This window comes from Candidatus Accumulibacter contiguus, from assembly GCF_012940005.1.
Taxonomy (GTDB): Bacteria; Pseudomonadota; Gammaproteobacteria; order Burkholderiales; family Rhodocyclaceae; genus Accumulibacter; species Accumulibacter contiguus.
Genome location: NZ_SPMX01000031.1, coordinates 1 through 24,353 on the forward strand (window position 1 = coordinate 1; position 24,353 = coordinate 24,353).

The 24,353-nt window shown below is 63.1% G+C and carries 17 protein-coding genes and 4 pseudogenes; 16 read left to right on the forward strand and 5 right to left on the reverse strand.

From position 1 onward, the window contains the following. Positions 1–304: pseudogene (locus E4Q08_RS12015) on the forward strand (hypothetical protein); the annotation flags it as partial. On the opposite strand, the gene E4Q08_RS12020 reads toward E4Q08_RS12015, so the two are convergent. Then, on the reverse strand, positions 231–1,682 hold the full coding sequence (locus E4Q08_RS12020) for a pyridoxamine 5'-phosphate oxidase family protein (protein ID WP_308240123.1): 1,452 nt from the start codon (positions 1,680–1,682) through the stop codon (positions 231–233). The pseudogene E4Q08_RS12015 and the gene E4Q08_RS12020 overlap by 74 nt on opposite strands. Positions 1,683–1,693: 11 nt before the next feature. Beyond that, a pseudogene (locus E4Q08_RS12025) lies at positions 1,694–1,825 on the reverse strand (thioredoxin domain-containing protein); the annotation flags it as partial. A 338-nt stretch (positions 1,826–2,163) separates the two neighbouring features. Here E4Q08_RS12025 and E4Q08_RS12030 point away from each other — a divergent pair. The 9 genes from E4Q08_RS12030 to E4Q08_RS12070 all read left to right on the forward strand — a co-directional run bounded on the left by E4Q08_RS12030 (position 2,164) and on the right by E4Q08_RS12070 (position 11,578). Next, complete coding sequence (locus E4Q08_RS12030) at positions 2,164–2,916, forward strand: methyl-accepting chemotaxis protein (RefSeq protein WP_169070557.1); 753 nt, start codon at positions 2,164–2,166, stop codon at positions 2,914–2,916. Between the two features lie 24 nt (positions 2,917–2,940). Beyond that, the gene (locus tag E4Q08_RS12035) at positions 2,941–4,647 is read left to right on the forward strand and encodes a phosphate ABC transporter substrate-binding/OmpA family protein (protein WP_169070558.1); all 1,707 of its coding nucleotides are present in this window, start codon (positions 2,941–2,943) and stop codon (positions 4,645–4,647) included. A 22-nt stretch (positions 4,648–4,669) separates the two neighbouring features. Next, the gene (locus E4Q08_RS12040; protein WP_169070559.1) at positions 4,670–5,467 is read left to right on the forward strand and encodes an ABC transporter permease; all 798 of its coding nucleotides are present in this window, start codon (positions 4,670–4,672) and stop codon (positions 5,465–5,467) included. After that, complete coding sequence (locus tag E4Q08_RS12045; protein ID WP_308240124.1) at positions 5,464–6,330, forward strand: ABC transporter ATP-binding protein; 867 nt, start codon at positions 5,464–5,466, stop codon at positions 6,328–6,330. The genes E4Q08_RS12040 and E4Q08_RS12045 overlap by 4 nt, the downstream gene beginning before the upstream one ends. 2 nt (positions 6,331–6,332) lie before the next feature. Further along, the gene (locus E4Q08_RS12050; protein WP_169070560.1) at positions 6,333–7,214 is read left to right on the forward strand and encodes a hypothetical protein; all 882 of its coding nucleotides are present in this window, start codon (positions 6,333–6,335) and stop codon (positions 7,212–7,214) included. Between the two features lie 63 nt (positions 7,215–7,277). Next, entirely contained in the window at positions 7,278–7,988 is a 711-nt protein-coding gene (locus E4Q08_RS12055; protein WP_169070561.1) for a PspA/IM30 family protein, read from the forward strand. A 61-nt stretch (positions 7,989–8,049) separates the two neighbouring features. After that, the gene (locus E4Q08_RS12060; RefSeq protein WP_169070562.1) at positions 8,050–9,930 is read left to right on the forward strand and encodes an ATP-binding protein; all 1,881 of its coding nucleotides are present in this window, start codon (positions 8,050–8,052) and stop codon (positions 9,928–9,930) included. A 10-nt stretch (positions 9,931–9,940) separates the two neighbouring features. Then, positions 9,941–10,393: a TerB family tellurite resistance protein gene (locus E4Q08_RS12065; RefSeq protein ID WP_034914042.1), complete on the forward strand. Its 453-nt coding sequence runs from the start codon at positions 9,941–9,943 to the stop codon at positions 10,391–10,393. A 372-nt stretch (positions 10,394–10,765) separates the two neighbouring features. After that, on the forward strand, positions 10,766–11,578 hold the full coding sequence (locus E4Q08_RS12070) for a DUF1194 domain-containing protein (RefSeq protein ID WP_169070563.1): 813 nt from the start codon (positions 10,766–10,768) through the stop codon (positions 11,576–11,578). Positions 11,579–11,654: 76 nt separating this feature from the next. On the opposite strand, the pseudogene E4Q08_RS12075 reads toward E4Q08_RS12070, so the two are convergent. The 3 genes and pseudogenes from E4Q08_RS12075 to E4Q08_RS12085 all read right to left on the reverse strand — a co-directional run bounded on the left by E4Q08_RS12075 (position 11,655) and on the right by E4Q08_RS12085 (position 15,320). After that, positions 11,655–13,207 (reverse strand): annotated as a pseudogene (locus E4Q08_RS12075) (acetate--CoA ligase). Positions 13,208–13,216: 9 nt separating this feature from the next. Continuing rightward, complete coding sequence (locus tag E4Q08_RS12080) at positions 13,217–14,161, reverse strand: hypothetical protein (protein WP_248594862.1); 945 nt, start codon at positions 14,159–14,161, stop codon at positions 13,217–13,219. Between the two features lie 64 nt (positions 14,162–14,225). Beyond that, complete coding sequence (locus E4Q08_RS12085) at positions 14,226–15,320, reverse strand: FUSC family protein (protein ID WP_169070564.1); 1,095 nt, start codon at positions 15,318–15,320, stop codon at positions 14,226–14,228. 266 nt (positions 15,321–15,586) lie between these two features. Here E4Q08_RS12085 and E4Q08_RS12090 point away from each other — a divergent pair, with 266 nt between their 5' ends. From E4Q08_RS12090 to E4Q08_RS12115, 6 genes and pseudogenes are all read left to right on the forward strand, one after another. Further along, positions 15,587–16,408: a DUF3313 domain-containing protein gene (locus tag E4Q08_RS12090; protein WP_169070565.1), complete on the forward strand. Its 822-nt coding sequence runs from the start codon at positions 15,587–15,589 to the stop codon at positions 16,406–16,408. A gap of 156 nt (positions 16,409–16,564) precedes the next feature. Next, positions 16,565–19,203, forward strand: a pseudogene (gene gyrA / locus E4Q08_RS12095) (DNA gyrase subunit A). 69 nt (positions 19,204–19,272) lie between these two features. Beyond that, a complete protein-coding gene (pheA, locus tag E4Q08_RS12100; RefSeq protein WP_372703648.1) occupies positions 19,273–20,364 on the forward strand; it encodes a prephenate dehydratase in 1,092 nt (363 codons plus the stop codon). A 23-nt stretch (positions 20,365–20,387) separates the two neighbouring features. Further along, entirely contained in the window at positions 20,388–21,476 is a 1,089-nt protein-coding gene (hisC, locus tag E4Q08_RS12105) for a histidinol-phosphate transaminase (RefSeq protein WP_169070566.1), read from the forward strand. Positions 21,477–21,501: 25 nt separating this feature from the next. Next, complete coding sequence (locus tag E4Q08_RS12110) at positions 21,502–22,389, forward strand: prephenate dehydrogenase (RefSeq protein ID WP_169070567.1); 888 nt, start codon at positions 21,502–21,504, stop codon at positions 22,387–22,389. 2 nt (positions 22,390–22,391) lie between these two features. Further along, complete coding sequence (locus E4Q08_RS12115; protein ID WP_169070575.1) at positions 22,392–24,338, forward strand: bifunctional 3-phosphoshikimate 1-carboxyvinyltransferase/cytidylate kinase; 1,947 nt, start codon at positions 22,392–22,394, stop codon at positions 24,336–24,338. Positions 24,339–24,353 lie beyond the last annotated feature (15 nt).

A 24,353-nucleotide genomic window follows, 5' to 3' on the forward strand; every position in this document is an offset into this window, starting at 1 on the left:
GCACCTCGAACCTGCATCGGTCGATGACCCGCAGGCTCCGGTGCGCGTCGCCTGGCGCTATTTCTCCAACCGACTCGACCAGTTGGACTACCCCCGCGCACTTGCGCTGAATCTGCCCGTCGGCTCTGGCGAGGTCGAGAGTTCTCATCGCTACCTCGTGCAGGCCCGCCTCAAGCGCCCAGGGGCTTGGTGGCGTGCGGACATGGCTCAAGCCATGATCAACCTGCGTGTCATGCGACATAACCAGCTGTGGGAAACCTATTGGGAAAAGCGCTGGGCGGAGCCTCTACGCAGAGCGGCTTAAAACCGAGACTCCCCGTCCAACACTTTCGTTCGCACCCCACCCCGGCCGACAGGAGGACGAGCGGGCGGCGTTCGTGCGGGTTCACGACGAAATCGCCCAGCGGCGCACGCGCCTCGATTTCATCCCCGACGGCGGTGTGCTCATGCAGGAACTGCGAAACCCGTCCTTCGCGTTTGACGCTGATGCGGTAGTAGCCATCCGACGGCGCCGCCGACAGGGTGTAGGTGCGAATGAGCGGCGCGCCGCCCGCGGCGACGGCCAGCCGGATGGGCAGGTGTTGCCCGGCCTTGTAGAGCGGCAAGCCGGCGCCGTCGGCGGCTTCGAGATGGAAGGACTTGATGGTCGAGCTTTCCTTGGTGATGCGTGCGATGCGAAAACGCCGCCACTGGTTACGCAGCGTTTGTGCCTGCTGGCGAGCCAGGGCCTCTTCCCACGATCCGGTCATCAAGGAATTGGGCGAGATTTCCTCGAGACGCCAGCGCAGCTTCAGCACGCGGTGGCGGCGCACCACCCTGTCGACCTGCAGACGCCAGAGCCGCTCAGCCCCCTGAAAACTGCTGACTTCGTCACCCGCCAGGAGCAGTTCGGTGCGACCGCTAAGCTGCAACAGATCGCCACTGGCGAAGTCGATGAACAGCAGGCCCGCCCGCGGATTGACCTGCAGATTGCCCAGGGTGTTGAAATGCAGGTTGCCGGCAAAATCGGGGATGGTCAGGACGTCGCCATCGATACGGACGAAGCCGGGCTTGCCACCGCGATGCGAGGCGTCGACCTGGCGTCTGCCTGCATTCCCTTCCGGATCCACATAGCTGGCGACGAAGAAAGTATCGGCGGCCCGGATCAGGGCATTGGCCTCTGCGTCGAGTGTCGACAGGACTTCGGTGCGAGCGCTGAAAGGCTCGGCGGGATCATCGGAAAACGTGAGGTTTCTTGCCTGGATGTATTGCGGGCAGTTGCCGAAGGCATGCTCGACCTGCAGCGTCAGCTGGCGGTCGTCGCGTGCGACTACCCTGCCATTGACGCGATTGCGGCGGCGCGTCTGCAGCTCGATGCCGAGCACGCCGATGCCGTCGCCCGGCCGCAACGCGTCGCCAGCGGGATCCCCCTGGCCGGGCAGGGCGTTGATCTGCAGGTGCCGCGCATCGGGTGACTCGGCCAGGCCGGCGCGCGCCTCGACGAGCGTCGCCCAGGGATCGCCGGCCGTGTCGACAGCGGCGATCACCAGGAACGGTAGCTGCCGGTAGAACGTGCGATGCTGCTCCGGCATGAAGTCGCGGATGACCTGGCGACCAAAGACCTCCATGTGCTCGGCGACGCCGACGCTCTGTTGCAGCTCACGTTCGCCGCGGTGCCAGGGGGACGCTGTTGCCGCGCTCATGCTTGCCAAGTCCCGTTTCCGGTGATCACGTCGACGAGTTGCGTCGGCAAATCGAGCAGTGACAGCATCAGTTGCGCGCGATGAGCATGACCGGACAAGGGGTGACGATAGAGTTTGATGGGGGTAGCGGGTGTAGCCGACATGATGATTCTCCAGAGAGTGAGGGACGAGGCGACGACGCGGGGCAGTTGCCGGGAGGCCAATACGAGCGCCAGTCACGGGTAGACATCGTCGGCGCAAAATCCTCCGAGCGGAATCGTCGTGCGGCGCAAATCACCATTCCAGTTCCTGCAATAATCCGGCAGGCCACGTTCGCCGTGGCCTGACCGCGACCGGACGATATGGCGGTATCTTCGTCGCTATAGCCTTTCGCCAGTTGGTGCATGATCTTGCCGGGTTGTTGCTTGCATTGCCGGCTTTCGTTCGTATAATCCCTGACTCTGCCGGGTCATACGACGTGGCAAGCATTCCGGGAGTTGGCATGAAGGGTTTCTTGAACCTGCTGGCGAAGGCAAAGCTGATCGAACTGTCGGAAGACGAGCGCCAGGCGGCCTCGGCAGAGGAGCCGCTGCAAGGAATTCCAATGGCCGGGACCGAGGCGCTTGCCGAGGCGCCGGAGCCGCCGCTGCACGCGCAAGCTTCCGGAGAGCCGGCAGCAGCGCCAGCCGCGAGTGCGCTGCCTTCGCTTGCGGAGGCCTGCCCGGACCTGGATGGCGATGCCCTGGAAGGGCATGCCTTCGAAGACATTTTCGCGGCGGCAGGGGTTCCTGCCTCGCCGTATCCGGCCGAAAAGCTGCTGCGTCTTCTCGACGGCCTGCGCGCCATGGATGCCGGGACCCGCAAGATGGCGGTGCTGGCGATGGATGCGGCCGACGACAACTGGCAGATCAGTGATTGCCTGAGCGACGCCGATCTCAAGATCACCGCGCTGGAAGACCACAAACGGCAGTTGTCTGCACAGCTGCAGGACCGCGAGCGGCAGTCCACCGAACTCGTCGATCAGATCAGGCAGGTGCTCGATGAGGGGACGGCTGCGATTCGCAAACAGATCGCCGAACTCGAACAGTTGCTGGAACGTGAAGTGACCCGCGCGGCGCAGGAAACGACCAGCGTCGAAGCCGGCCTGCGCGCGGCGCGGGAGTCTGCCGCGCGCGAGACGCGCCGTGTGGACGCCGAGATCGATCGCCTGCGTGAAATACCGATCACTTTCAAGGCGCCCGGCGCCGCTCACTGAACTTCCCAGCAAGGAGAACAACACATGGCTCAACTGACGCCACTGGCCAAGGGACTGATCACCGTCGTCGTTCTTGGCGTTGCCGGTTCGCTGGCCTGGAACTTCGGGCTCAAGGAGCGTTTTGCCGGTGGCGAGGCGGCGCCTGCGAAGCCGACGGCGGCCGCGCCCGCGCCCGCGCCAACGCCCGGAGCAACCACCCCCAAGTCGACGCCGCCAGCCAGGGCAGTGACGGCCGAAGACCGGAATGCGCCGCTCGGCAGCGCTGCCAACCCGCTGAAGGTCAGCCTGGTCAGTTTTCACGGCTATGCCCCGGCACTGGTGGCCAACGGCAACGACCTGAACACCCAGCCGGGTTCGATTTATGCCAAGGAGGGGGTCAATGTACGTTTCGTGATTCAGGACGACATTCCGACGCTGGCCACCATCTTCGAATCCGGCGCCGCACAGTGCGCCTGGCGGACCTCGGATTTCTGGGCGCAGGAACAGCCGAACCTGCGCAACGCCGGCCTCGATGGCAAGGCGGTGATGATCGTTGACAACACCCAGGGCGGCGATGCGGTGATCGCCCGCGATGCGGCAGTGAAAGCGGTCGAGGAACTGGCCGGTCGCTCGGTCGCGCTGCTGCAGTTCACGCCCTCACACGGCATGCTGATCGACGCCATCGACAATTCTTCACTGACCGCACGCAAGAAGGAAAGCATCAAGATGGTATTCATCAACGCCGAGGAAGGAACCGCCGGCGTGCGCGCGGCGCTCGAATCCGGCGCTGTCGACGCGGCCGTGCTGTGGGATCCGGATCTGGCACTCGCTCTGCGCAATGTCAAGGGAGCGCATGTCGTCTATTCGACCCGGACGGCGACCAACCTGATCTTTGACGTGATGGTCTGCGACGCTCGTCTGCTGGCTAGGCCGGAAGGGCAGGCGGTGGTACAGAAGTTCGTTGCCGGCTGGATGGCAGGCGTGCAGGCGGCGCGTGCCAACCCCGACAACGCCGTGGAAGCGCTGGTCAGGACGCAGGAGTTCTTCAAGTTGCTGGCCGACAAGGAAGGTAGACCGTTCGTCAAGAGCCTGTTTTCCAATCTGGTGTGGACCGGCGTCGAGGATAACGCGCGCATTCTCGGGCTGGTCGGCGGCACCAATCATTACGAACGGGTCTACAAGCGCTTCGACGAGATCTATCGCAAGGCCGGTGCGCTGGCCAATCCCAAATCACCGGTGATCGCGCCGCAGGACAGCTTCGACTATCGTTATATCAAGGCCCTGCTCGGGCAGAACCAGGCTGCGGCAGAAGCCGCCGCCAGGCCGCAAACGACATTCACCCAGGCGGCGCAGAAGGAGGCGACGCAGCAGGAGGCGATGGTGACCAAGCCGGTGACCGTTGGTTTCGCCTCGGGGAGCGCCGAGTTGACCAAGCGCGCGCAAAAGACGGTCGATACCGAGATAGTGCCGTTCATCGAGAACAACGGCAAGGCCTACTTCGAGGTCAGCGGCAATTCGGATGCTACCGGTGCCCGCGAGGTCAATCTTCGTCTGTCGGCAGCGCGCGCACGCGCGGTGGTGGACTATCTGGCGACGCAATGGGAGTTCCCGCGCGAGCGTTTCAAGATCGTCGGCAACGGCCCAGACCGGCCGCTGTGCGTCGAAGCCAACGCCGCCAATGAAGGGCTCTCGATCGAGGAATGCCGGGCGCTGAACCGGACGACGCGGGTCGCCGTTTTCGGCGGCCGCTGACCCGCATGCCCTGGCTGAGTGCATGAGCGAATTCTGGAACCCCTACGCGCCACTCGATGGCCGACAGCGGCAATGGCTCGGCGTCGGCTCGGTGCTGGCGCTGTTGCTGGTGTGGAGCCTGCTGACGGTAACTGGACTGGTCAGCTCGACCAAACTGCCGGCACCCTGGGATGTGGTCACGGCGCTGTCGTATCTGAGCTGGCACGACGGCGACAGCATGTTGTTCACCGCGACGCTGTGGTCGGTCGGCCGCTTGCTCGTCGCGGGTGTGCTGGTGATCGCCATCGGCATTCCGATCGGCATCTGCATGGGCGCCGCACCGCGCGTGAACGCTGCCCTGTCGCCCTTGGTCGATCCCTTCCGTTCGGCGCCGGTGGTCGCGCTGCTGCCGATCCTGGTGATGTGGCTGGGCATCGGCGAGACGATGAAGATCGCCTTCCTGTTCATCGGCGCCGTGGTCTATCTGATTCCGATGGTCCGTGACGCGATCCAGGCGGTGCCGCAGAGCTACTGGATCGGCGCCCGCGACCTCGGCGCGACGCCCTGGGAATGCATCCACCGGGCGGTGATTCCGATGGCCATGCCGCGCATCGCCGATGCCGTGATCGTCGCCTTTTCGGTGATGTGGACCTACATCACCGTCGCCGAATACGTCAATGCACGCCAGGGCCTCGGGCAGTTGATCCAGAATGCCCGGCGCTTCAGCGCCTGGGATCAGGTCTTTGCCGGCATCATCGTGATCATTGCGCTGGCGCTGGCAACCTATCAATTCATGGTCTGGCTGAAGCGCCGCCTGTATCCCTGGGAGACGCAGCAGTGAACGTGGCGGCCAAGCCGGCAGGGATCTCCGCAGCGGCAGCCAGACCGCTGTCGGTGGTCGTCAAGGACATCGTCCAGGAATATCCGGCGCCCGGCGGTAGCGTGACGCGAGTCATTGACCAGGTCTCGCTGAGCTTCGATCAACCAGGCATCAGTATGCTGCTCGGACCCTCGGGCTGCGGCAAGAGCACCCTGCTGCACATGCTCGGCGGGGTGCGGCCGATGGGCATCGATACGCCGACGGCGGGCAAGGTTCTGATCGACGGGGTCGAGTGCATCGGCCCGCACGACGATGCGGTGATGGTCTTTCAGCGCTACGCCAATCGGCCGGATCTGACGGTGTTCGACAACGTCGCTTTCCCGTTCCGGCTCAATCTCTGGAAAGCACGGGTACCGGAAGCCGAGTGGCGGCAGCGCGTGGCCGACATCCTCAAGGCGGTCGGACTCGCGGACAAGCTCAAGCTGCGGCCGGCGCAGCTCTCCGGCGGCCAGAACCAGCGCGTTGCGCTGGCGCGCGCACTCGTCCTGCGGCCACGCATCCTGCTGATGGACGAGCCCTTCGGGGCGCTCGACGCGCAGACGCGCGAGGAAATGCAGCAATTGTTGATCGAGTTGTATCAGTCCTGGCCGTGCCTGGTGGTCTTCGTGACGCACGATGTTACCGAGGCTCTGGTGCTCGGCGACCGCGTCATCGTCCTGTCCGCACAACCGGCGCGCGTTGCCGATGATTTCGTGATCAGCGAGGCTCGACCGCGCTCGGCCACCTGGCAGCGCTCGCGCGAGGCGCAGGCGCTCGAGGAGCGCATTCTCACGCAACTGCACCAGGCCAGTCCCGGCAGGGGACAGGTGCGGGTGACGGTGTAACCATGGCCGAGGCGAAACCCTCCTACGTCCGGGAGGTTCTGACCAGTCAGACCAATCTCTACGCCTTCCTTGGTTCGCTGGCGGTCGGAGCATTGCTCTCGATCCCCTTCGGTTTCGCGGTCGGTGCGGTGCCGCTGATCGCTTTTGCCGCCGGCGACATCCTTGCCGCGCTGCACATCCCGTCGTTGCCGACCTTTCGCGAAAAGGTCGATCGGCGCTGGCGGGCGAACGTCCGGCAGGCCTCGCGCGAGCAGTTGATGACCGAGATTCAGAAGCGCTCGGGCAAGCGTGCGCTTTCTGCGCCGACCTTGCGCATCTATCAACGCATGTACGAACGCGTGCAGTCGCTCTATCAGCGTGCCGACAGCGGCCATGGCCGTCTCGCCTGGCGTGATGTCGAGCAACTCGACGAGGTGACGCTCGAATACCTGGCACTGTGGCTGGCGCTCCTGGTCATGGATGACCGCGCCGAATCGGTCAATCTGCGCGAGGTCGAACAGCAGGTGGCGGCGCTCGACAGAGAACTCGCTGCACCCCGTCCCGGCACCGACCTGCGGCAGTTGCAGAAGGCGCGTACCGATTATCTGGCGATCATCGAGCGGCACCACCGCATGCTCAGTCGCCGGCGGGCGCTCGAGGCGGCGATGCTGTCGATGCCTGACCAGCTCGACGAGATTTATCAGACGATCATGACGCTGCCGGTGAGCGAAGACGTCGGCACGCGGCTCGAAGAGGCGATCGGCAAGCTGCGTCTACAGGAAGACATCGAGGCCGACCTCGCGAGCGATCTCGCCGAAAACTTGCCGGGCATGGCGATGCCGACCACGACGGCGGCACGGCAGCGGCGACTGGTCGCGGTGGGCGGCCGCGGCCGCGTCGGTTAATGTGAAAGTCGCGTATGCGACTCACGAATGGCCGGATAACCGGCTCACGAAAGGAAGAAAGCGATGGCTGACATCAATTTTGTCGGACGCCTGTCCAACCTCTGGTCGGGCTTTGTCTCGCTGTGGATCACCGATGTCGAAAAGCGGCATCCCGAAATCGCTTACCAGAATGCCATCGACTCGATGATCGGGAAATACGGCCAGCTGAAGAGCGCCACCGCAGCGATCATGCGCCGGCGTGAGGAGATCTCGGCGCGGCTGGAGAACGAGCGCAACGAACTCGCGGCGATCTCGGCCGACCTCAACGCCGCGCTCGCCACCAGTCAGGACGAACTCGGCATCGTCCTGATCCAGAAAAAGAACGCCCTCGAAGCCAGCATCAAGGTGCTGGAGCAGGAAATGGAACAGGCCCGCACCGACGCACAGGAGGCGAAGGATTCGCTGATTCAGATCAAGGCCGAGATTCAGAAGCTCAAGGATGAGAAGGATCGCATGCTGGCGCAGATGCACAGCGCACAGGCGCGGCTGAAAATTCAGAACCAGCTCGACGGCCTGTCGGTCGATGCCGAAGTGCGGGCGCTCGACAACGTCCGCGAACACATCAGGAACACCGTTGCCGAGGCCAAGATGGGCAGCGAACTGCGCGATTCCGATCTCGACATCAAGCTCGCGCGGCTGCGGCAGAGCAGCGGCGCGATCACCGCCCGCCAGCAGCTCGAGGAAATGAAGCGCGCGCGCAGCGTCCAGACCGATACCACCGGCAAGTCGATGTGATGCGCGATGTGATGCCCACTGCCATGCGCGACAGCAGGCGCCGCCCCGCCCGCTTCCCGGCATGAGCCCCGGCAGCGACGGCCGGCCAGCCCTGCCGGCATGGGCCGAGACGCTGCGCCAGAAATACCTGGCCGGCGAGGCCTCGGTCTTCGTTCTCTACCGCAATGTTTTCGACCGTTATCGGGTCGGCGAACGCTATTACACGCTGTTGCCCTTCCTCAGCGAAGTGCTGCTCAAGGACAACAAGCAGCACATCTACGAACTCAGCATCGATCGCGGCGTACGCGTCATTCAGGGCGGCAGCGCCGAAGAGAAGGCCGAACTCTACCGCCATCTTGAAGGCAAGGGACTCAACGGCATCTTCGAGTCGCTTGAACGGCAGATGCGCGAGCAAGGCTCCAGCGCGCTCCTGATTCCCTATGCTGGAACCCTTTTCCCGGCCGCCGAACTGCATCTGCTCTCGCTCGAGGAGCGTGGTGCCTTCACCGCCCTGCATCGCTGGTCGCTTGACGAACAATTTGCCAATCGCGACAACGTCGTCCTCCTGGTCAGCGAATCCCTGGCCGACTTGAGCCCGGCGCTGCTGACGCATCCGCGTGTGCTGGCGATCGAGCTGCCGATGCCCGATCGTGCCGACCGGCACGCGGCGATCCGGCATTACGCGCCCGGCATGCCGGTAGCCGAGGCCGAGCCGCTCGCCGAGCACACCGCCGGCCTGCGCCTGATTCAACTGGCCAGCATCGTCGCCAGCGAAGCGCCGCTGGGATTGAGCCAGGCGCAGCGGCGGACGCTGATTGCCAGCCTGCTGCAGGGTAGCCCACAGGCTGCCGAGCGCGCCGAGAAACTGGCTGCGATCACTGCCGGCATGACGCCCGCCGAAATCGGCCAGCTCGTCGATCCGACACGCGTGCTGCCCGGGAACGGCGATCCGGCAGGCGAGATGATGGCCGTGGTGCGCCAGCGCAAGCGCGAGTTGATCGAAAAAGAATGCGCCGGACTGATCGAATTCATCGAACCGCGGCATGGCCTGGAGAGCGTCGGCGGCAACGCGCAGATCAAGGGCGAATTGCTCGACATCGCGCGCCTGATCCAGGGCGGCGAGCGCGCGCGCGCGCCGATGGGACTGCTTGCAGTGGGGCCGATGGGTGCCGGCAAGACCTTCGTGATCAAGGCCTTTCTCAAGGAAGCGGGGCTATCCGGGATCGCCCTGAAAAACTTCCGCTCGAAATGGGTCGGATCGACCGAGGCCAATCTCGACCGCGTCCTGGCAACCGTCAAGGCGATGGGACCGATCGCACTGCTCATCGACGAAGGCGACCGCAGTTTCGGCCGGCAGGGTGACGACACCGACGGCGGCACCAGTTCGCGGGTCATTGCCCGTCTCAAGGAATTCATGTCCGATCCCGAGAATCGCGGCCAGGTGCTGTTCATCCTGCTGACCAACCGCCCCGACAAGCTCGATACCGACATCAAGCGCCCCGGCCGCCTCGACCGCAAGATCCCCTTCTTCTACGCCGAGACCGCGGCCGAACGTGCCGCCGTCGTCCGCGCCGTTTTCGAGCGCTACCGGGTGTCCGTCGATTTCCCGGAAGAGCACCTGCTGGCCGCCTGCGAGGGACTCGATGGCTATTCCAATGCCGACCTGGAAGCCCTTGCTCTGCTCGCTGCCGAGTTTGCCGAGCGGGCGAAGCGTGCCGATTCGCCCCTTCCTTTGCCCGCGCGAGCAGGCGCCGCGGCTACCCCGGCCGTCAGCCGGGAAGTTTTCGCGCTTGCCATCGATGACTTCATGCCACCGCAGGAAACGACCATGGTGCGCTACATGGAAATGCTCGCGGTCGCCGAAACCTCACGGCGCTCGCTGCTGCCGCAACGCTTCCGGTCCTTGTCCGCGCGCGAGGTGCAGGAACGGCTCGCCGAGTTGCGGCGTGAGATCCTCTCTTGAAGGAGTTCCTATGTTCCCCCTGCTTGAAAATGTCTCCCTCGATGCCGACCAGAGCATTGCCGCGACCCGCCTGCTGTTGCGCATCGCGCATGTCGATGGCGCCAGGACCACCGAAGAGGTGGCACTGATTCGCTGGTTCCACGATAGCGGCTGCGACGCCAGCGTCGACTGGCCGGCTTTCGATAGCCTGCAAGAGGCCGGGCCGGGTGGTGAATTCTCCTGCACCTTCGGTGCAGCGGCAGAGCGCGACCTGGTAGTCGCTACCTGTCTGATGGTCGCCTATGCCGACGGCGTGCTGACCCCCGAGGAACTGGCGGCAGTACGCGATGTGGCCGAAGAAATCGGTATGCCGTCAACGCGCGTCGATGAACTGCTGGCATTGGTCAAGGACTACATCCTGTCGCAACTGGCCAATCTGCCCGACGCCGGCTCGGTGGCGGTCGTGGCGCGCGAACTCGGCTGAAGTTCTGCGGGGTTCAAAGGAAGGCTCGGCCGACTCACGGCTGCATCCTTGCGTGAGGCGCAGGGCCGGCATGCATGCGACCTCAGGACCTTGCAGGTGGCGGGCGCAGACGCGTCCGAAATGATACGCCGAGAGGTTCCCGGGCCGACGTGTGTCGGTTTTTTTTTACATCTGGTTCGCGCCATTGTGGTCAAGAAACCCGATTCATTAGCCAAGCGATTGATATATAAGGTATATAATACACGGGCACGAATTTTGCTTAAGGTATCGATGTCCGGCGCTTGTTTCGGGACATGACCCAGGCGGTACTCGATGTCACTTTGAGTGCCGTAAAGAACGAGTTTTTACATTGAGACCCCAAGGAGAAATCAAGTGAAAATCAAACAGACCATGAAAAAGATGGCAGCCTCCTGTGCTGTAGCCATGTTTGCTTTTGGCGCGCAGACCGCGCAAGCGGTTCCCGTCGATCTTGAGCTTTACCTGGCGCAGGACGTGTCGGGCAGCGTGGATGGCACGGATTTTACGCTGTCGCGCAGCGGTATCGCCAGCGCCTTCCAGAGTGCGGCGGTGATCAGCGCCATCCAGAGCGGGGCAATCGGCAAAATCGCCGTGAAACTGGTGGACTTCTCGAATGCCGTGCACTTGGCGGTCGACTGGACGGTCATTAGCGATCTGGCCAGTGCGACTGCTTTTGCCAACGCGGTTTCGCTTGCCCCACGCGGCGCGGGAGGCGGCAACGACGGGCAGAGCAACCTGATCAATACTGCGCTAGCCGACATCAACGGCAACAATTTCGAGGGAACGCGGCGTACCCTCGACATCGCATCCGAGGGTGCGCAGGACATCGACGGCTGCGCTTTCAACAATGTGGTCTGCCCGACAGTTCAGGCGGCGCGGGACAATTTCCTGACGAACGGCGGGACCACGATTAACGCGATCTGGTTGAACGACCGCGATTTCTTCGGTCTCGACGCGACCGACCTCATCAACGCCTTCCAGTATGGCAGCACGAACGTCATTGGTGGTCCCGGCTCCTTCCAGGCCTTCGCTCAGGACTTCACCGCTTTTGCTCCGGCGATCGAGAAAAAGATTGAGCGCGAGATCAGGGGTTTGCCCGAGCCTGGCATTCTGGCTCTGCTCGGCCTCAGTCTCGGTGCATTCGGATTCGCGCGTCGGCGCGCGTAAGGCAACTGATACTGCCTGACCTCGGGAACCATCACTTTGACAAAGTGGGACAGATGTCCCACTTTGTCTTTGCGACTCACTTCCATGCCAGATCGCGGCGCCGGATCTTGCCGTTGGCAGTGCGCGGCAAGCTGTCGGTGAAGAGGATCTCGCGGGGACATTTGTAGGCCGCCAGATGTTCATGGGCGTAGGCCAGCAGCGGCGCGGCGTCCAGTCCATCGGGCTCGTCGGGGTCGCGCGGCACCACGAAGGCCGCGATCACGCGGATCCCCTCGCGCACCGCCATTTCGGTCACTGCCACTTCCGCCACCGCCGGATGTTTGCTCAGGCAATGCTCCACCTCCAATGGCGACACTCGGTAGCCCATGGCATTCATCATGTCGTCGTTGCGGCCATGATAGATCAGGTAACCGTCCGCGTCGAAATGTGCCAGATCGCCACCGATGAACCACTCGCCCCGGTACACCAGTTCCTCTTCGTCCGCTCGGTTCCAGTAGCCCAGCATCAGGCCTGGATCGCTGCGATGTACCGCCAGCAGCCCGGTCTCTCCCGGCGGCAATGGCTCCTCCCCACCCTCGACCGGCAGTGCCACCACGCAGCGGCCCTGCTGTGGTTTGCCTGAACTGCCCGGCCGTACCGCTACGCTGGGCGACGAAGAGATGTAGGTCGAGCATTCGCTCATCCCCAAAGCTTCGTACAGTTCCTTGCCGGTCGTCGTCCGCCACTGTTCCAGCAAAGCGGTGCCCAGCGCCTCGCCGGCGGTCAGGCCGTGGCGCAAGCGGGAAAGATCGAACGCGCGCAGGTCGTTGTACTTCAGTATCTGCCGATACAGCCCTGGCACCGCGGCGAACAGGGTTGCCCGGAATTTCTCCATGAGCATCGGCCAGACCGTGACATCGCGAGGCCCGTTGTAGAGCACCGCGGTCGCGCCGTTGGCCCAGGGGTCGGTCAGACCGACCCCCAGCGTATAGGTCCAGTTGAACGCACCGGCGTGCAGGATCACATCATCTTGGCGGATGTCATACCAGCCTGATACATCGGTCGCCGTCCCCAGGCCGAGCGCTGGGCGTGCAACACTCCTTTGGGCTGGCCGGTGGTGCCGGAGGTGTAAATCAGAAAGGCGGGATCGTCGGCAGCGGTATCGGCGTAATCGAGTCCCTCGTGCCGGTTTCGCAACAACGCGATGTCGCTGGAACCCAACACTTGCACGCCCGGCGGAGCCTGGATTGTCAACTCCTCCGACATGGCGACAATCCGGGCGCCGGAATCGGCCAGCAGAAAATCAGCTTCCTCCTCGGTCAGTTGCGCCGAGGACGGCAGCGGTACACAACCGGCGGCGATGGCGCCGAAGAACAGCAGTGCGTAATCGCTGGTATTGCCCATGCGGATCATCAGCCGTGCCCCTGGTTCCAGACCCAGAGCACGCAGCCCCGCCGCCATTTGTCGGACGGCTTTGTCCAGTTGCGCGTAAGTCCAGTGTTCCGCTCGTTCGGCCAGTGCCTTGGCGTCGGACACCACGACCAGTGCCACCTTGTCCGGGGTGGCCCGGGCCGCTGCCGACAGACAGTAGCGCGCCATGTTGAACCGTGCCGGCGGCAACTGGCCAGTGTAATGCCAGCGATCTCTCATCTTTCGTCTTTACTCGTGAGCCTGCGGTGGATTGCCTTTCATCCGGTACACCAGCCCGGTCTTGGTCGTTCCCAGAGACAGCCAGTCGCGACCGGTCGTTTGCAGTGCGATGAAAAACTGACGGCAGCGTTGCATGGCCTTCTCGTGCAGTTCGTCCCGGCGCCTGAACTGGGCCTGGAATGCGAACTCACCGCAGAGTGGCTTGTGCGTGCCGCGCTCGCGCCAGATCGCAATATTGGCGTCGGCGGTAACCCCGTGGCCAAAATCGAAGGTCCCGAGGTCCTGCAGGATCTCTTCGACGATTGCGCCGTTGACCAGCGCCAACTGGTCGGCGCCTGCCAGCTTCAGGGAGTCCAAAGCCGGGAACATCCGCGCCAGGCCGCTCAAGAAAGTGTGCGCACCTTCGGGTTCCTGGCTCAAGGGAAATTGCGCATTGTGTGAGAACAGCAAGCGATACGACCCGACCTGATCTTTCAACGGCAGTGTTTCCGCCTTGAACTTGATCCGATAGTGGCCGGCAATCTGCGGCCGCACGTCCAGGTCAGCCGCCGTCTGCATTTCGGGATGGCGGAATTTGAAGACGATCTCCGGTTCCCCGGCAGGAAAACCATCTTCATAGGTGACGCGCTGCCGCAGGATGAATGCATTGTTGTAAAGACGGAAGTCGGCGGTGTCAAAAAACTCCACCTCTCGCACCTGTGGCTTCAGGGCCACTCCTTTGCTAAAGAAATCAATCCCGAATTCTTTCGCCGTCCGACGGGCGAGTTCGCCGTACTCGAAGAATACTTTTGCTGCGATGAAACGATCGGGTTTCAGGATCAGCTTACACTCGAGATATTGCACCTCATCGAGCGGATGACCGTCCGAGTACTTGCCCTGTTTGATCTGGAGAAACCGCTGGTGACCCATACCATCGTCAGTTTTCGGCAGCGTGCCGTTTTCCTCGTTCGCCATATTGCGTAGTCCCTTATTGTGAAAATGCTGCTCACCCTTCGCTCGAGGGTAACTCGGTGAAGCTTTATGGTACTGCCGCACCGCTTTCTTTGCCGGCAACGCGCACCGGCCAGATTCTCGACATCAGCCAAGTGAAAAACAGGCCGACAATGCAACCGAGGAGGACCTCGATCACGCGCATCACGCCGTCTTCGACGCCGCTCTCCTTGGAATGATGAATCAATCCCGAAGCGATCACCAGCGCAGCAGTGATCGGTGCCTGACGCCACATCGCCGGTACGCGAACGACGTAGGTCGAAAGCAGGACTGTCGCCGCCATGGCCAGCGGCAGTTTCCACTGGCTCGAACTGCTGCCGACGACCAGGAACAGCAAGCCCACGGTACAGCCAAGCAAGGTATTGAAGATCCGGCCGCGGAACGTGGCCATTGCCTCGTGCATGTTCGGATCGCTCACGGCGATCATCGCGCTGATCGCCCAGATCGGATTGGTACCGACACCCAGCCGCAGCAACAGCCAAAGTGTGCCGCTCGCGATGAAGATATGCGTGGCGAAACGCACGCCAACCAGATCGGCTTGCCGTAGACGCTGCACTGCGCTCCGCAGTCGATCGAAGCCCGGCGCGCTCTGCTGGCCATTGTCTCCCGATCGCTGCCCTGCAGAAAACGCCTGGATCGCCTGTCGCATTTTGCGCCGCTCCTCGATGAGTTCGAGTTGGCGATTCTGAAAACTTTGTACGACGGTGAACAGGACGCCGGTGGACCAGGCAAAAGTCATCAAGCCCGCAATGGCGATCATGCCTTCAAGCAAATTCCAGTCGTCAGACAAATCGATACTGCTGCCCAGGGTGGTATATTCCAGGAGCGCGAAATAGAACGACGTGTCAAATCTGGGAATTGCTTCTGTGGCTACGAAGAAAGATGCCCAGACGGCGACCTCGAGCAGATGCACCAGAGTGATCAGCCAGCTGGCAAGGATGACGTTGCCGAGCCCCCAAAGGAAGGAATGCGTGCCATTCGCCCTCTGCTGCAGGGTACGGCTGATATCGAGCGTCAGGATCATGCCAAATCCATGCACGGCCATGGTCGCTGCGACCAGCGCGATCCCCCAGCTCACTTCGGTAAAAGAGGTGATGTATTCGGGAATGGGGGTATCACTCATTTGACGAGAGTTTCCACGAGTTTGATCTACAGGCGCTGTGTCAAGGTAGCGATGGGCGGGCGTACTGTGACATATTGTGAGCAAATGTGGTCTACAAATGAGCATGAGCATAGGTGAATCGGGGTGAGTTTGTCAGTCTCGCAATCAATCGGCACTTTTGTTCACTTTCTCTGGCAGTTCAACCCGGTGAGGAGCGAACCTCTGCAAAAGCACTCGTTGCAGCTTGCGCAGGGTAGAATCGTGGCCTCAATCAAGGAGACGTAACGATGACTGTTGGCAAAAGATTTGCCGCTTCAAGCGACGCGGCCGGCGCACTCCGGCTGGCCCGCAAAACAGCAGGTGGCCTTCTCGGGGTGCTGCTGCTCGCTGGCTGTGCCGACCTGATGGGGCCGAGCTCTGACGTGACGGTCAGCGATCCGCTGCGAATCACGCGCACCGGTTTCCTCACCGACTACAACCGCTTGACGACAGCGCCCGGCGGTGATGGTGCGCTGTGCTGGCGGAATCCGGATCTCGACTTCAAGCGCTACAACAAGGTGATGATCACCCGCATCCTGGTCAGCCTCAAGCCGGATCAGCAGCAGGCGGTCGATCCGACCGATCTCAAGGCGCTGGTCGATTACTTCCACGCCTCACTGGTCAAGACCCTGAAACCGCAGATGCAGGTCGTGGATCAACCAGGACCGGGGGTGATCGTGCTGCGCATCGAGATCTCCAACCTGGTGCCGACGCAGGTCGGCCGCAGCGTGGTGGGCACGGCGATTCCCTACGGCTTCGTCGCCGAGGCCGCTTCGGGTCCGGCGTCGGGCCGGCCGGCGGGTTCGACGCCGTACCTTGGCGAAACCGGCATCGAAATGCAGTTTCTCGACGGTGCCAGCAACGTCGTGCTGGCCGAATGCGCCGATACCCAGATCGGCCGCAAATATGCGGCCGACATCGATGCCGGCGCTGCCGGTGCCACCGACACCTGGATCAAGGGTTACATGAGTTCTTTCCAGAGCTGGGCATACGCGCGCGACGCATTCGACAAGTGGTCACTACAGATTGCCAACCGCTTCGCCGTCTTGCGAGGGAGCAAGGCGCAGTAGCCAGTGGCCTGCGGACATCAGTATCCATCCGACCCTTTCATTCACTCCCGATATCCCCACCTTGCCGGGTCCGGGGGAATCGCGAGCATGCTAGAATAGCGGGCTTAAACAAGACGACGACATTCCTGCCGAAGTCACGTCGCCAGCGGATAGAAGATGGAAGCTTTCGCCAAAGAAACCCTCCCGATCAGCCTCGAAGACGAGATGCGTCGATCGTATCTCGATTATGCGATGAGCGTGATTGTCGGACGCGCGCTGCCGGATGCACGCGATGGCCTCAAGCCGGTGCATCGGCGTGTGCTGTACGCCATGCACGAGTTGTCGAATGACTGGAACAAGCCGTACAAGAAATCGGCGCGGATCGTCGGCGATGTCATCGGTAAGTACCATCCGCATGGCGACACGGCGGTCTACGACACCATCGTGCGCATGGCGCAGGATTTCTCGTTGCGCTACATGCTGGTTGATGGACAGGGCAACTTCGGTTCGGTCGACGGCGACAATGCGGCTGCGATGCGTTACACCGAAGTGCGCATGGCGCGTATCGGGCACGAATTGCTCGCCGACATCGACAAGGAAACCGTCGATTTCGGACCCAACTACGACGGTTCGGAGGAAGAGCCGCTGGTCATGCCGGCGCGCATTCCGAACCTCCTGATCAACGGCTCGTCGGGGATCGCGGTCGGCATGGCGACCAACATTCCGCCACACAACCTCGGTGAAGTGATCGATGCCTGCCTCGCGCTGCTCGGCAACGCCGGGATCGGCGTCGACGAGCTGATCGATCTGCTGCCGGCACCCGACTTTCCGACCGCCGGCATCATCTACGGCCTCGCCGGGGTCCGCGAGGGCTATCGCACCGGGCGCGGGCGCGTCATCATGCGTGGCAAGGTGCACTTCGAGGAGATGGAGAAGGGCAACAATCGTCAGGCGATCATCATCGACGAACTGCCTTACCAGGTGAACAAGCGAACGCTGCTCGAACGGCTCGGCGAGCTGGTCAACGAGAAGAAGATCGACGGCATTTCCGATCTGCGCGACGAGTCCGACAAATCGGGCATGCGTGTGGTGATCGAGCTGAAGCGTGGCGAAGTGGCTGAAGTGGTGCTCAACTGCCTGTACAAGCAGACGCAACTGCAGGATACCTTCGGCATGAACATGGTCGCCCTGGTCGATGGGCAGCCGCGCCTGCTGAACCTCAAACAGATGCTCGAGTGTTTTCTCTGGCACCGGCGCGAGGTGCTGACCCGGCGGACCGTTTTCGAATTGCGCAAGGCGCGCGAGCGGGCGCACATCCAGGAAGGCCTGGCGGTGGCGCTCGACAATGTCGACGAGATCATCGCCCTGATCAAGCTGCGCCGACGCCGGCCGATGCACGCCGCGGGCTGATGGCCAGGCACTGGACCTCGCCGACGGTCGCCGAGATGCTGCGGCGAGCGGCGATCGATGCGACCCGTCCGGAAGGGCTGGATCGCGAATTCGGCCTGGCGGAGAACGGCTACCTGCTCTCGGAAGCACAGGCACAGGCGATCCTCGAACTGCGCCTGCAGCGCCTGACCGGCCTCGAACGCGACAAGATCGTTGCCGATTACGGCGAACTGCTCGAACGCATTGCCGACCTGATGGACATCCTGGCGCGTCCCGAGCGCATCACCGAGATGATCGTCGACGAATTGACCGGCATCCGCGCCCAGTTCGCAGACAAGCGTCGCTCGCAGATCGTCACCCACACCCAGGATCTCGGGATCGAGGATTTCATCACTCCGGTCGACATGGTGGTGACGCTCTCGCATACCGGTTACATCAAGGCGCAGCCGCTTGCCGACTATCGAGCACAGCGGCGAGGTGGACGGGGAAAGCAGGCAGCAGCGATGAAGGCGGACGATTTCGTCGACCATCTGTTCGTGGCCAATACGCACGATTTCATCCTCTGCTTCACCAACCGCGGGCGTGTCTACTGGCTGAAGGTCTATGAGGTGCCGCAGGGGACGCGCAACAGCCGCGGAAAACCGATCGTCAACCTGTTTCCCTTCGAGGATGGCGAGAAAATCAGTGCCATCCTGCCGGTCAAGGAGTTCGCCGACGATCGCTACATCTTCATGTGCACCGCCAACGGCACGGTCAAGAAGACGCCGCTGTCGGATTTCTCCAACCCGCGCAAGGCCGGCATCATCGCCGTCGCCCTCGACGAGGACGATGTCCTGATCGGCGCCGAGATCACCAATGGTCTGCAGGACGTGGTGCTGGTTTCCGACGTTGGCAAAGCGGTGTGGTTCGACGAGGAAGACGTTCGCCCGATGGGGCGTACGGCGCGCGGCGTGCGCGGAATGCGGCTCGCGGACCAGCAACAGGTGCTGTCGCTGCTGGTTGCCGACAACGATCAGCAAACGGTGCTGGTGGCCACCGAGAATGGTTTTGGCAAACGCACGGCGCTCGCCGATTTCCGCCATTCCGGTCGCGGCACGCAGGGGGTCAAGGCGATTGCCGCCAGCGAACGCAACGGCAAGGTCGTTGCCGCCCGCCTGGTGCGTGACGAAGACGAAATCATGCTGATCACCACCGGTGGCGTGTTGATCCGCACGCGCGTGCGCGAGATTCGCGAACTCGGTCGCGCCACCCAGGGGGTGACGCTGATCGCGCTCGACGCTGGGGAGAAGCTCGCCGGACTGGAAAAAATCGTCGAGAGCGACGAGTACGTTGAAGGGGTCGAAGGGATTGAAGGCGTGGAACAGGTGGCCGAGGGTGAGGACACTGCAGCGGTCGAGCCTCCCGGCACTGCTCTGGATCAGGAATAGCATGTTCGGTATGTTCGAACGCGCACCTTGCCGGATGGACGGGTCACGACGCCACCTGGGGTGCGCCTGGTGAACGACGACCTGCAGAGCGAACTGGCCATCGTCCGCCAGCAGATCGATGGCCTCGACCGGCAACTGCTGGGCTTGTTGAACCAGCGTGCCCGCTACGCGCAGCAGGTGGGAGAGATCAAGGCGCGCCATGGTGAGGCCGGCTTCATTTACCGGCCGGAGCGTGAGGCGCAGGTGCTGCAGCGGATTCAGGAGATCAATTCGGGGCCGCTGTCGAACGAGAGCGTGACCTGGTTTTTCCGGGAAGTGATGTCGGCCTGCCTGTCGCTCGAACAGCCGCTGGGCATTGCCTTTCTGGGACCGCTCGGCACCTTCTCGGAGAGCGCCGCGACCAAGCATTTTGGCCACGCCGCGCGCCTGATGCCGCAGATTTCGATCGACGATGTCTTTCGCGAAGTCGAAGCCTTTCATGCCGACTACGCCGTGGTGCCGATCGAAAACTCGACCGAGGGCGCCATCGGACGCACCCTCGACCTGCTGCTGACGACGCCGCTGAAGGTCTGCGGCGAGGTGGTGCTGCGCATCCACCAGCATCTGCTGTCCAATGAGCGCTCACTTGGCGAAGTGGCCAAGGTCTATTCGCACGCCCAGTCACTGGCGCAATGTCACGAGTGGCTGAATCGCGCGCTGCCGAACGTGCAGCGTATTCCGGTAGGCAGCAACGCGCAGGCCGCGCAACTCGCCGCCGCGGAAGCGGGGACTGCCGCGATAGCCGGCCAGGCGGCTGCCGAGCGTTATCACCTGCCTGAACTCGCGAGCAACATCGAGGACGAACCAAACAACACTACCCGCTTCGTCGTCCTCGGTCGCCACGATGCCGGGCCTTCGGGGCGCGACAAGACTTCGCTGATCATGTCGGCGCAAAACCAGACCGGTGCACTCAGCCAGCTGCTGGCGCCGTTTTCCGATGCCGGTGTTTCGCTGACCCGGCTGGAATCCCGTCCGGCACGTCACACGCTGTGGGCATATGTCTTCTTCGTCGATGTCGAGGGCCATCGCGATGATACAGCGGTGCGCAGCGCACTCGCCGAGCTGGCTCGGCGTGCGCCTTATCTGAAGCTGCTGGGCTCCTACCCGGTCGCTGTCTTCTAGGCTTTTCGACGCGAGGACTGCAGATGGCAGGCTACGAGCAATCATTACCGTACATTCGGGCCATTTCGCCCTACCAGCCAGGCAAGCCGATCACCCAACTGGCGCGCGAGATGGGTCTTGCCGTCGAGCAGATCGTCAAGCTGGCCTCCAACGAGAATCCGCTCGGCATGAGTCCCAAGGCGCGCGTGGCGGTGACCGAGGCGATCGCCGGTCTGGCGCGTTATCCGGATGACTTCGCGTTGAAGCAGGCGCTGGCCGAACGCACCGGCCTGGGGAAGGAGTGCATCGTTCTCGGCAATGGCTCGAATGACGTGCTCGATATCGTTGCGCGGGTTTTTCTTGCGCCGGGGCGCTCGGCAGTCTTCGCGCAGTATGCTTTTGCCGTGTATCCTCTGGCGACGCTGGCGGCCGGTGGCGAGGGCATTGCCATCGCGGCCAGGGATTACGGTCATGATCTCGATGCCATGCGCGCGGCGATCCGGCCCGATACGCGGCTGCTCTGGATCGCCAACCCCAACAATCCAACCGGCACCTTTCTGCCGTATCCGCAGCTTCTGGCGTTTCTGCAGTCACTGCCGGCAGAGGTCGTGGTGGTGCTCGACGAAGCCTACAACGAATACCTGCCCGCCGCCGAGCGGGTCGATACGACCGCCTGGCTGGCGGCCATGCCGAACCTGGTGATCACCCGCACCTTTTCGAAGATCTATGGTCTGGCGGGTCTGCGTATCGGTTATGCGCTCTGCTCGGCCGAGATTGCCGACCTCATGAATCGCGTTCGCCAACCCTTCAACTGCAACAATCTCGCATTGGTCGCAGCGATCGCAGCGCTCGACGACCATGAGTTCGTCGCCAGCAGCTATGCGCTGAACCGTTCGGGAATGGCGCAGATCGTTGGTGGACTGAAGCGCCTGGGCTGTACCCACATTCCCTCGCACGGCAACTTCGTGACTTTCCGGGTGGCGGATGCGCTCCTGGTCAACCAGAAGCTGCTCAGACAGGGGGTCATCGTTCGCCCGATCGCCGGCTACGGGATGCCGGAATGGCTGCGTGTCACGATCGGTACCGAAAACGAAAATACCCGTTTCCTCGCCGCCCTGGAGGTGTCGCTGTGAGCAGTGCCTGCACTGGGATCTGGCGGTGAGCAGCGCGCCGCTGTTCGCCAAGGTCGTCGTCTTCGGCGTCGGCCTGATCGGGGGATCCTTCGCGCTGGCACTCAAGGCTGCCGGACAGGCCGGAGAGATCGTCGGTTTCGGGCGGCGAATCGGCTCGCTGACGCAGGCACTGGAGCTGGGTATCGTGGATCGTGCCGGTTTCAATGTCGGGCAGGAGGTTTCCAATGCCGACCTCGTGCTGATCGCCACGCCGGTCGGCAAGACCGCGGAGATCATGGCTCGCATTGCCCCCTGCCTGGGACGCCAGACGCTGGTCACCGACGCGGGCAGTACCAAGGGAAACGTCATTGCCGCAGCGCGTGTCCATTTTGCTGCCCGGCTCGGGCAATTCGTCCCCGCGCACCCCATCGCCGGCGCAGAAAACAGCGGTGCCCTGGCCGCACGCGCCGACCTCTATTGCCACAAGCAGATAGTCCTGACGCCGCTGCCGGAAAACCGCCCCGAGGACATCGCCCGCGTAGGTTCGGCCTGGGCGTGTTGTGGCGGCCTGGTCAGGGAACTGACGGCGACCGAGCATGATCGGATTTTTGCTGCCGTCAGCCATCTGCCGCACCTCCTGTCCTTTGCCCTGGTGCATGAGCTGACCCGGCGCGACAACCGGGAACTGCTGTTCGGCTTTGCCGCCAGCGGTTTTCGCGACTTCACGCGCATTGCCGCCAGCCACCCGGAAATGTGGCGCGACATCTGTCTGGCCAATCGCAGTGCCTTGCTCGATGAACTCGACCGCTACCAGGCACAGCTCGGCGAGTTGCGTGACGCGCTGCAGCGTGGCGACGGCGCCAGCCTCGAAGCGACCTTCGACATCGCCAGGAACGCTCGTCGCGAGTGGGCAGAAAGCAAGGCGAGCGAGTGAGCATCGACTATCTCGATCTGCCGCAGTTACTCGCGGCGCGCGGTACGGTACGCCTGCCGGGTTCGAAGAGCCTCTCCAACCGCTTGCTGTTGCTGGCGGCGCTGGCGGCAGGCAAGACCGAGCTTTGCGAGCTGCTGCTCTCCGACGATACCACACGCATGCTCGAAGCACTGCAAACCCTCGGCGTTGACGTCGCTCCGGGGGCGGGCAAGGCGCTCTGTATTACGGGTGTGGCGGGGGATTTCCCGGTGCGTGCGGCCGATCTGTTTCTCGGCAACGCCGGCACGGCCTTCCGACCGCTGACCGCAGCCCTGGCACTCGCCGGTGGCAATTACCGCCTGGCCGGCGTGCCACGGATGCACGAACGACCGATTGGCGATCTGGTCGATGCCCTGCGTCAGCTCGGCGCCGAGATCCGCTACCTCGCTGTGGAAGGTTTTCCTCCCCTGGCGATTCACCCGCCAAGGCCCTGCTCGCAGCATGTGGTGCGGGTGCGTGGTGACGTGTCGAGCCAGTTTCTCACCGGTCTGCTGATGGCTTTGCCGTTGCGCGGGATCGAAACGACGGTGGAAGTGGTCGGCGAGCTGATTTCCAGACCCTACATCGACATCACGCTGGCGAGCATGGCGCGCTTTGGCGTCGAGGTCCTGCGCGACGGCTGGCGGCGTTTTACCGTGCCTGCGGGCAGCGCCTATCGTTCGCCGGGAGTCGTTCAGGTCGAAGGGGATGCCTCGTCGGCGTCTTACTTTCTGGCGCTCGGCGCGATCGGCGGGGGGCCGCTGCGTGTCGAAGGGATTGGCCCGGACTCGGTCCAGGGAGATGTCCGCTTTGCCGATGCCCTGTCGGCGATGGGCGCACAGATCACCACCGGCGCCCGCTGGATCGAGGCATCAGCGCCGCCGGCAGGCAGGCTGCAAGGCATCGATCTCGATTGCAATCACATTCCCGACGCGGCAATGACGCTGGCCACCACCGCCCTGTTTGCCGAAGGGCCGACCACCTTGCGCCACATCGCCAGTTGGCGAGTCAAGGAAACCGACCGCATCGCCGCGATGGCGGCCGAACTGCGCAAGCTCGGTGCGGTCGTCGAAGAAGGCGCGGACTACATCCGCATCGATCCGCCAGTCGGCGGTCTGCAGGCAGCGACGATCGATACCTATGACGACCACCGCATGGCCATGTCCTGCTCGCTGGCGGCCCTGGGAACACCACTGCGGATCAATGACCCGGAAACGGTGGCCAAGACCTTTCCGGACTATTTCGCACGCTTCGCCGAAGTCGGCCAGACGGTTCCGGTGATCGCCATCGATGGCACCTCGGCTTCGGGCAAAGGCACCATCGCCGCGCGCGTTGCGCAGGCGCTGGGCTGGCACTACCTCGATTCCGGCGCGCTCTATCGTTTGACCGCCCTGGCCGCACAACGTGCCGGAATGGCCTGGGAAGATGAAGACTGCGTCGCGGCGATTGCTGCCGGTCTTGACGTCGAGTTCGTCGGCAATGCAATCCTCCTGTCTGGTGAGGAAGTTTCCGATGCCATCCGCAGCGAGGAGATTTCTGCCGGCGCTTCGCGAGTGGCGGCTCTGCCTGCCGTGCGCGCCGCCCTGCTGTTCCGGCAGCGGGCTTTTCGTCGACCGCCGGGCCTCGTCGCCGACGGGCGCGACATGGCCTCGGTCGTTTTCCGCGATGCGACGACCAAGGTTTTCCTCACCGCCAGCGTCGAGATGCGCGCCATGCGTCGGCATAAGCAGTTGATCGAAAAAGGAATGGCTGCTAGTATTGCAGACCTCTTGCTGGATCTGCGCGAGCGCGACGAACGGGATAGCCAACGTAGCGTTGCTCCGATGCAGCAGAGTACGGACGCGCATCTGCTCGATACCACGAACCACACCATCGAAACAGCGGTGGCACAGGTGTTGGACTGGGTCAGCAGGGGTCCGAAGAAAGGATGAAACGGCAACCGTCGT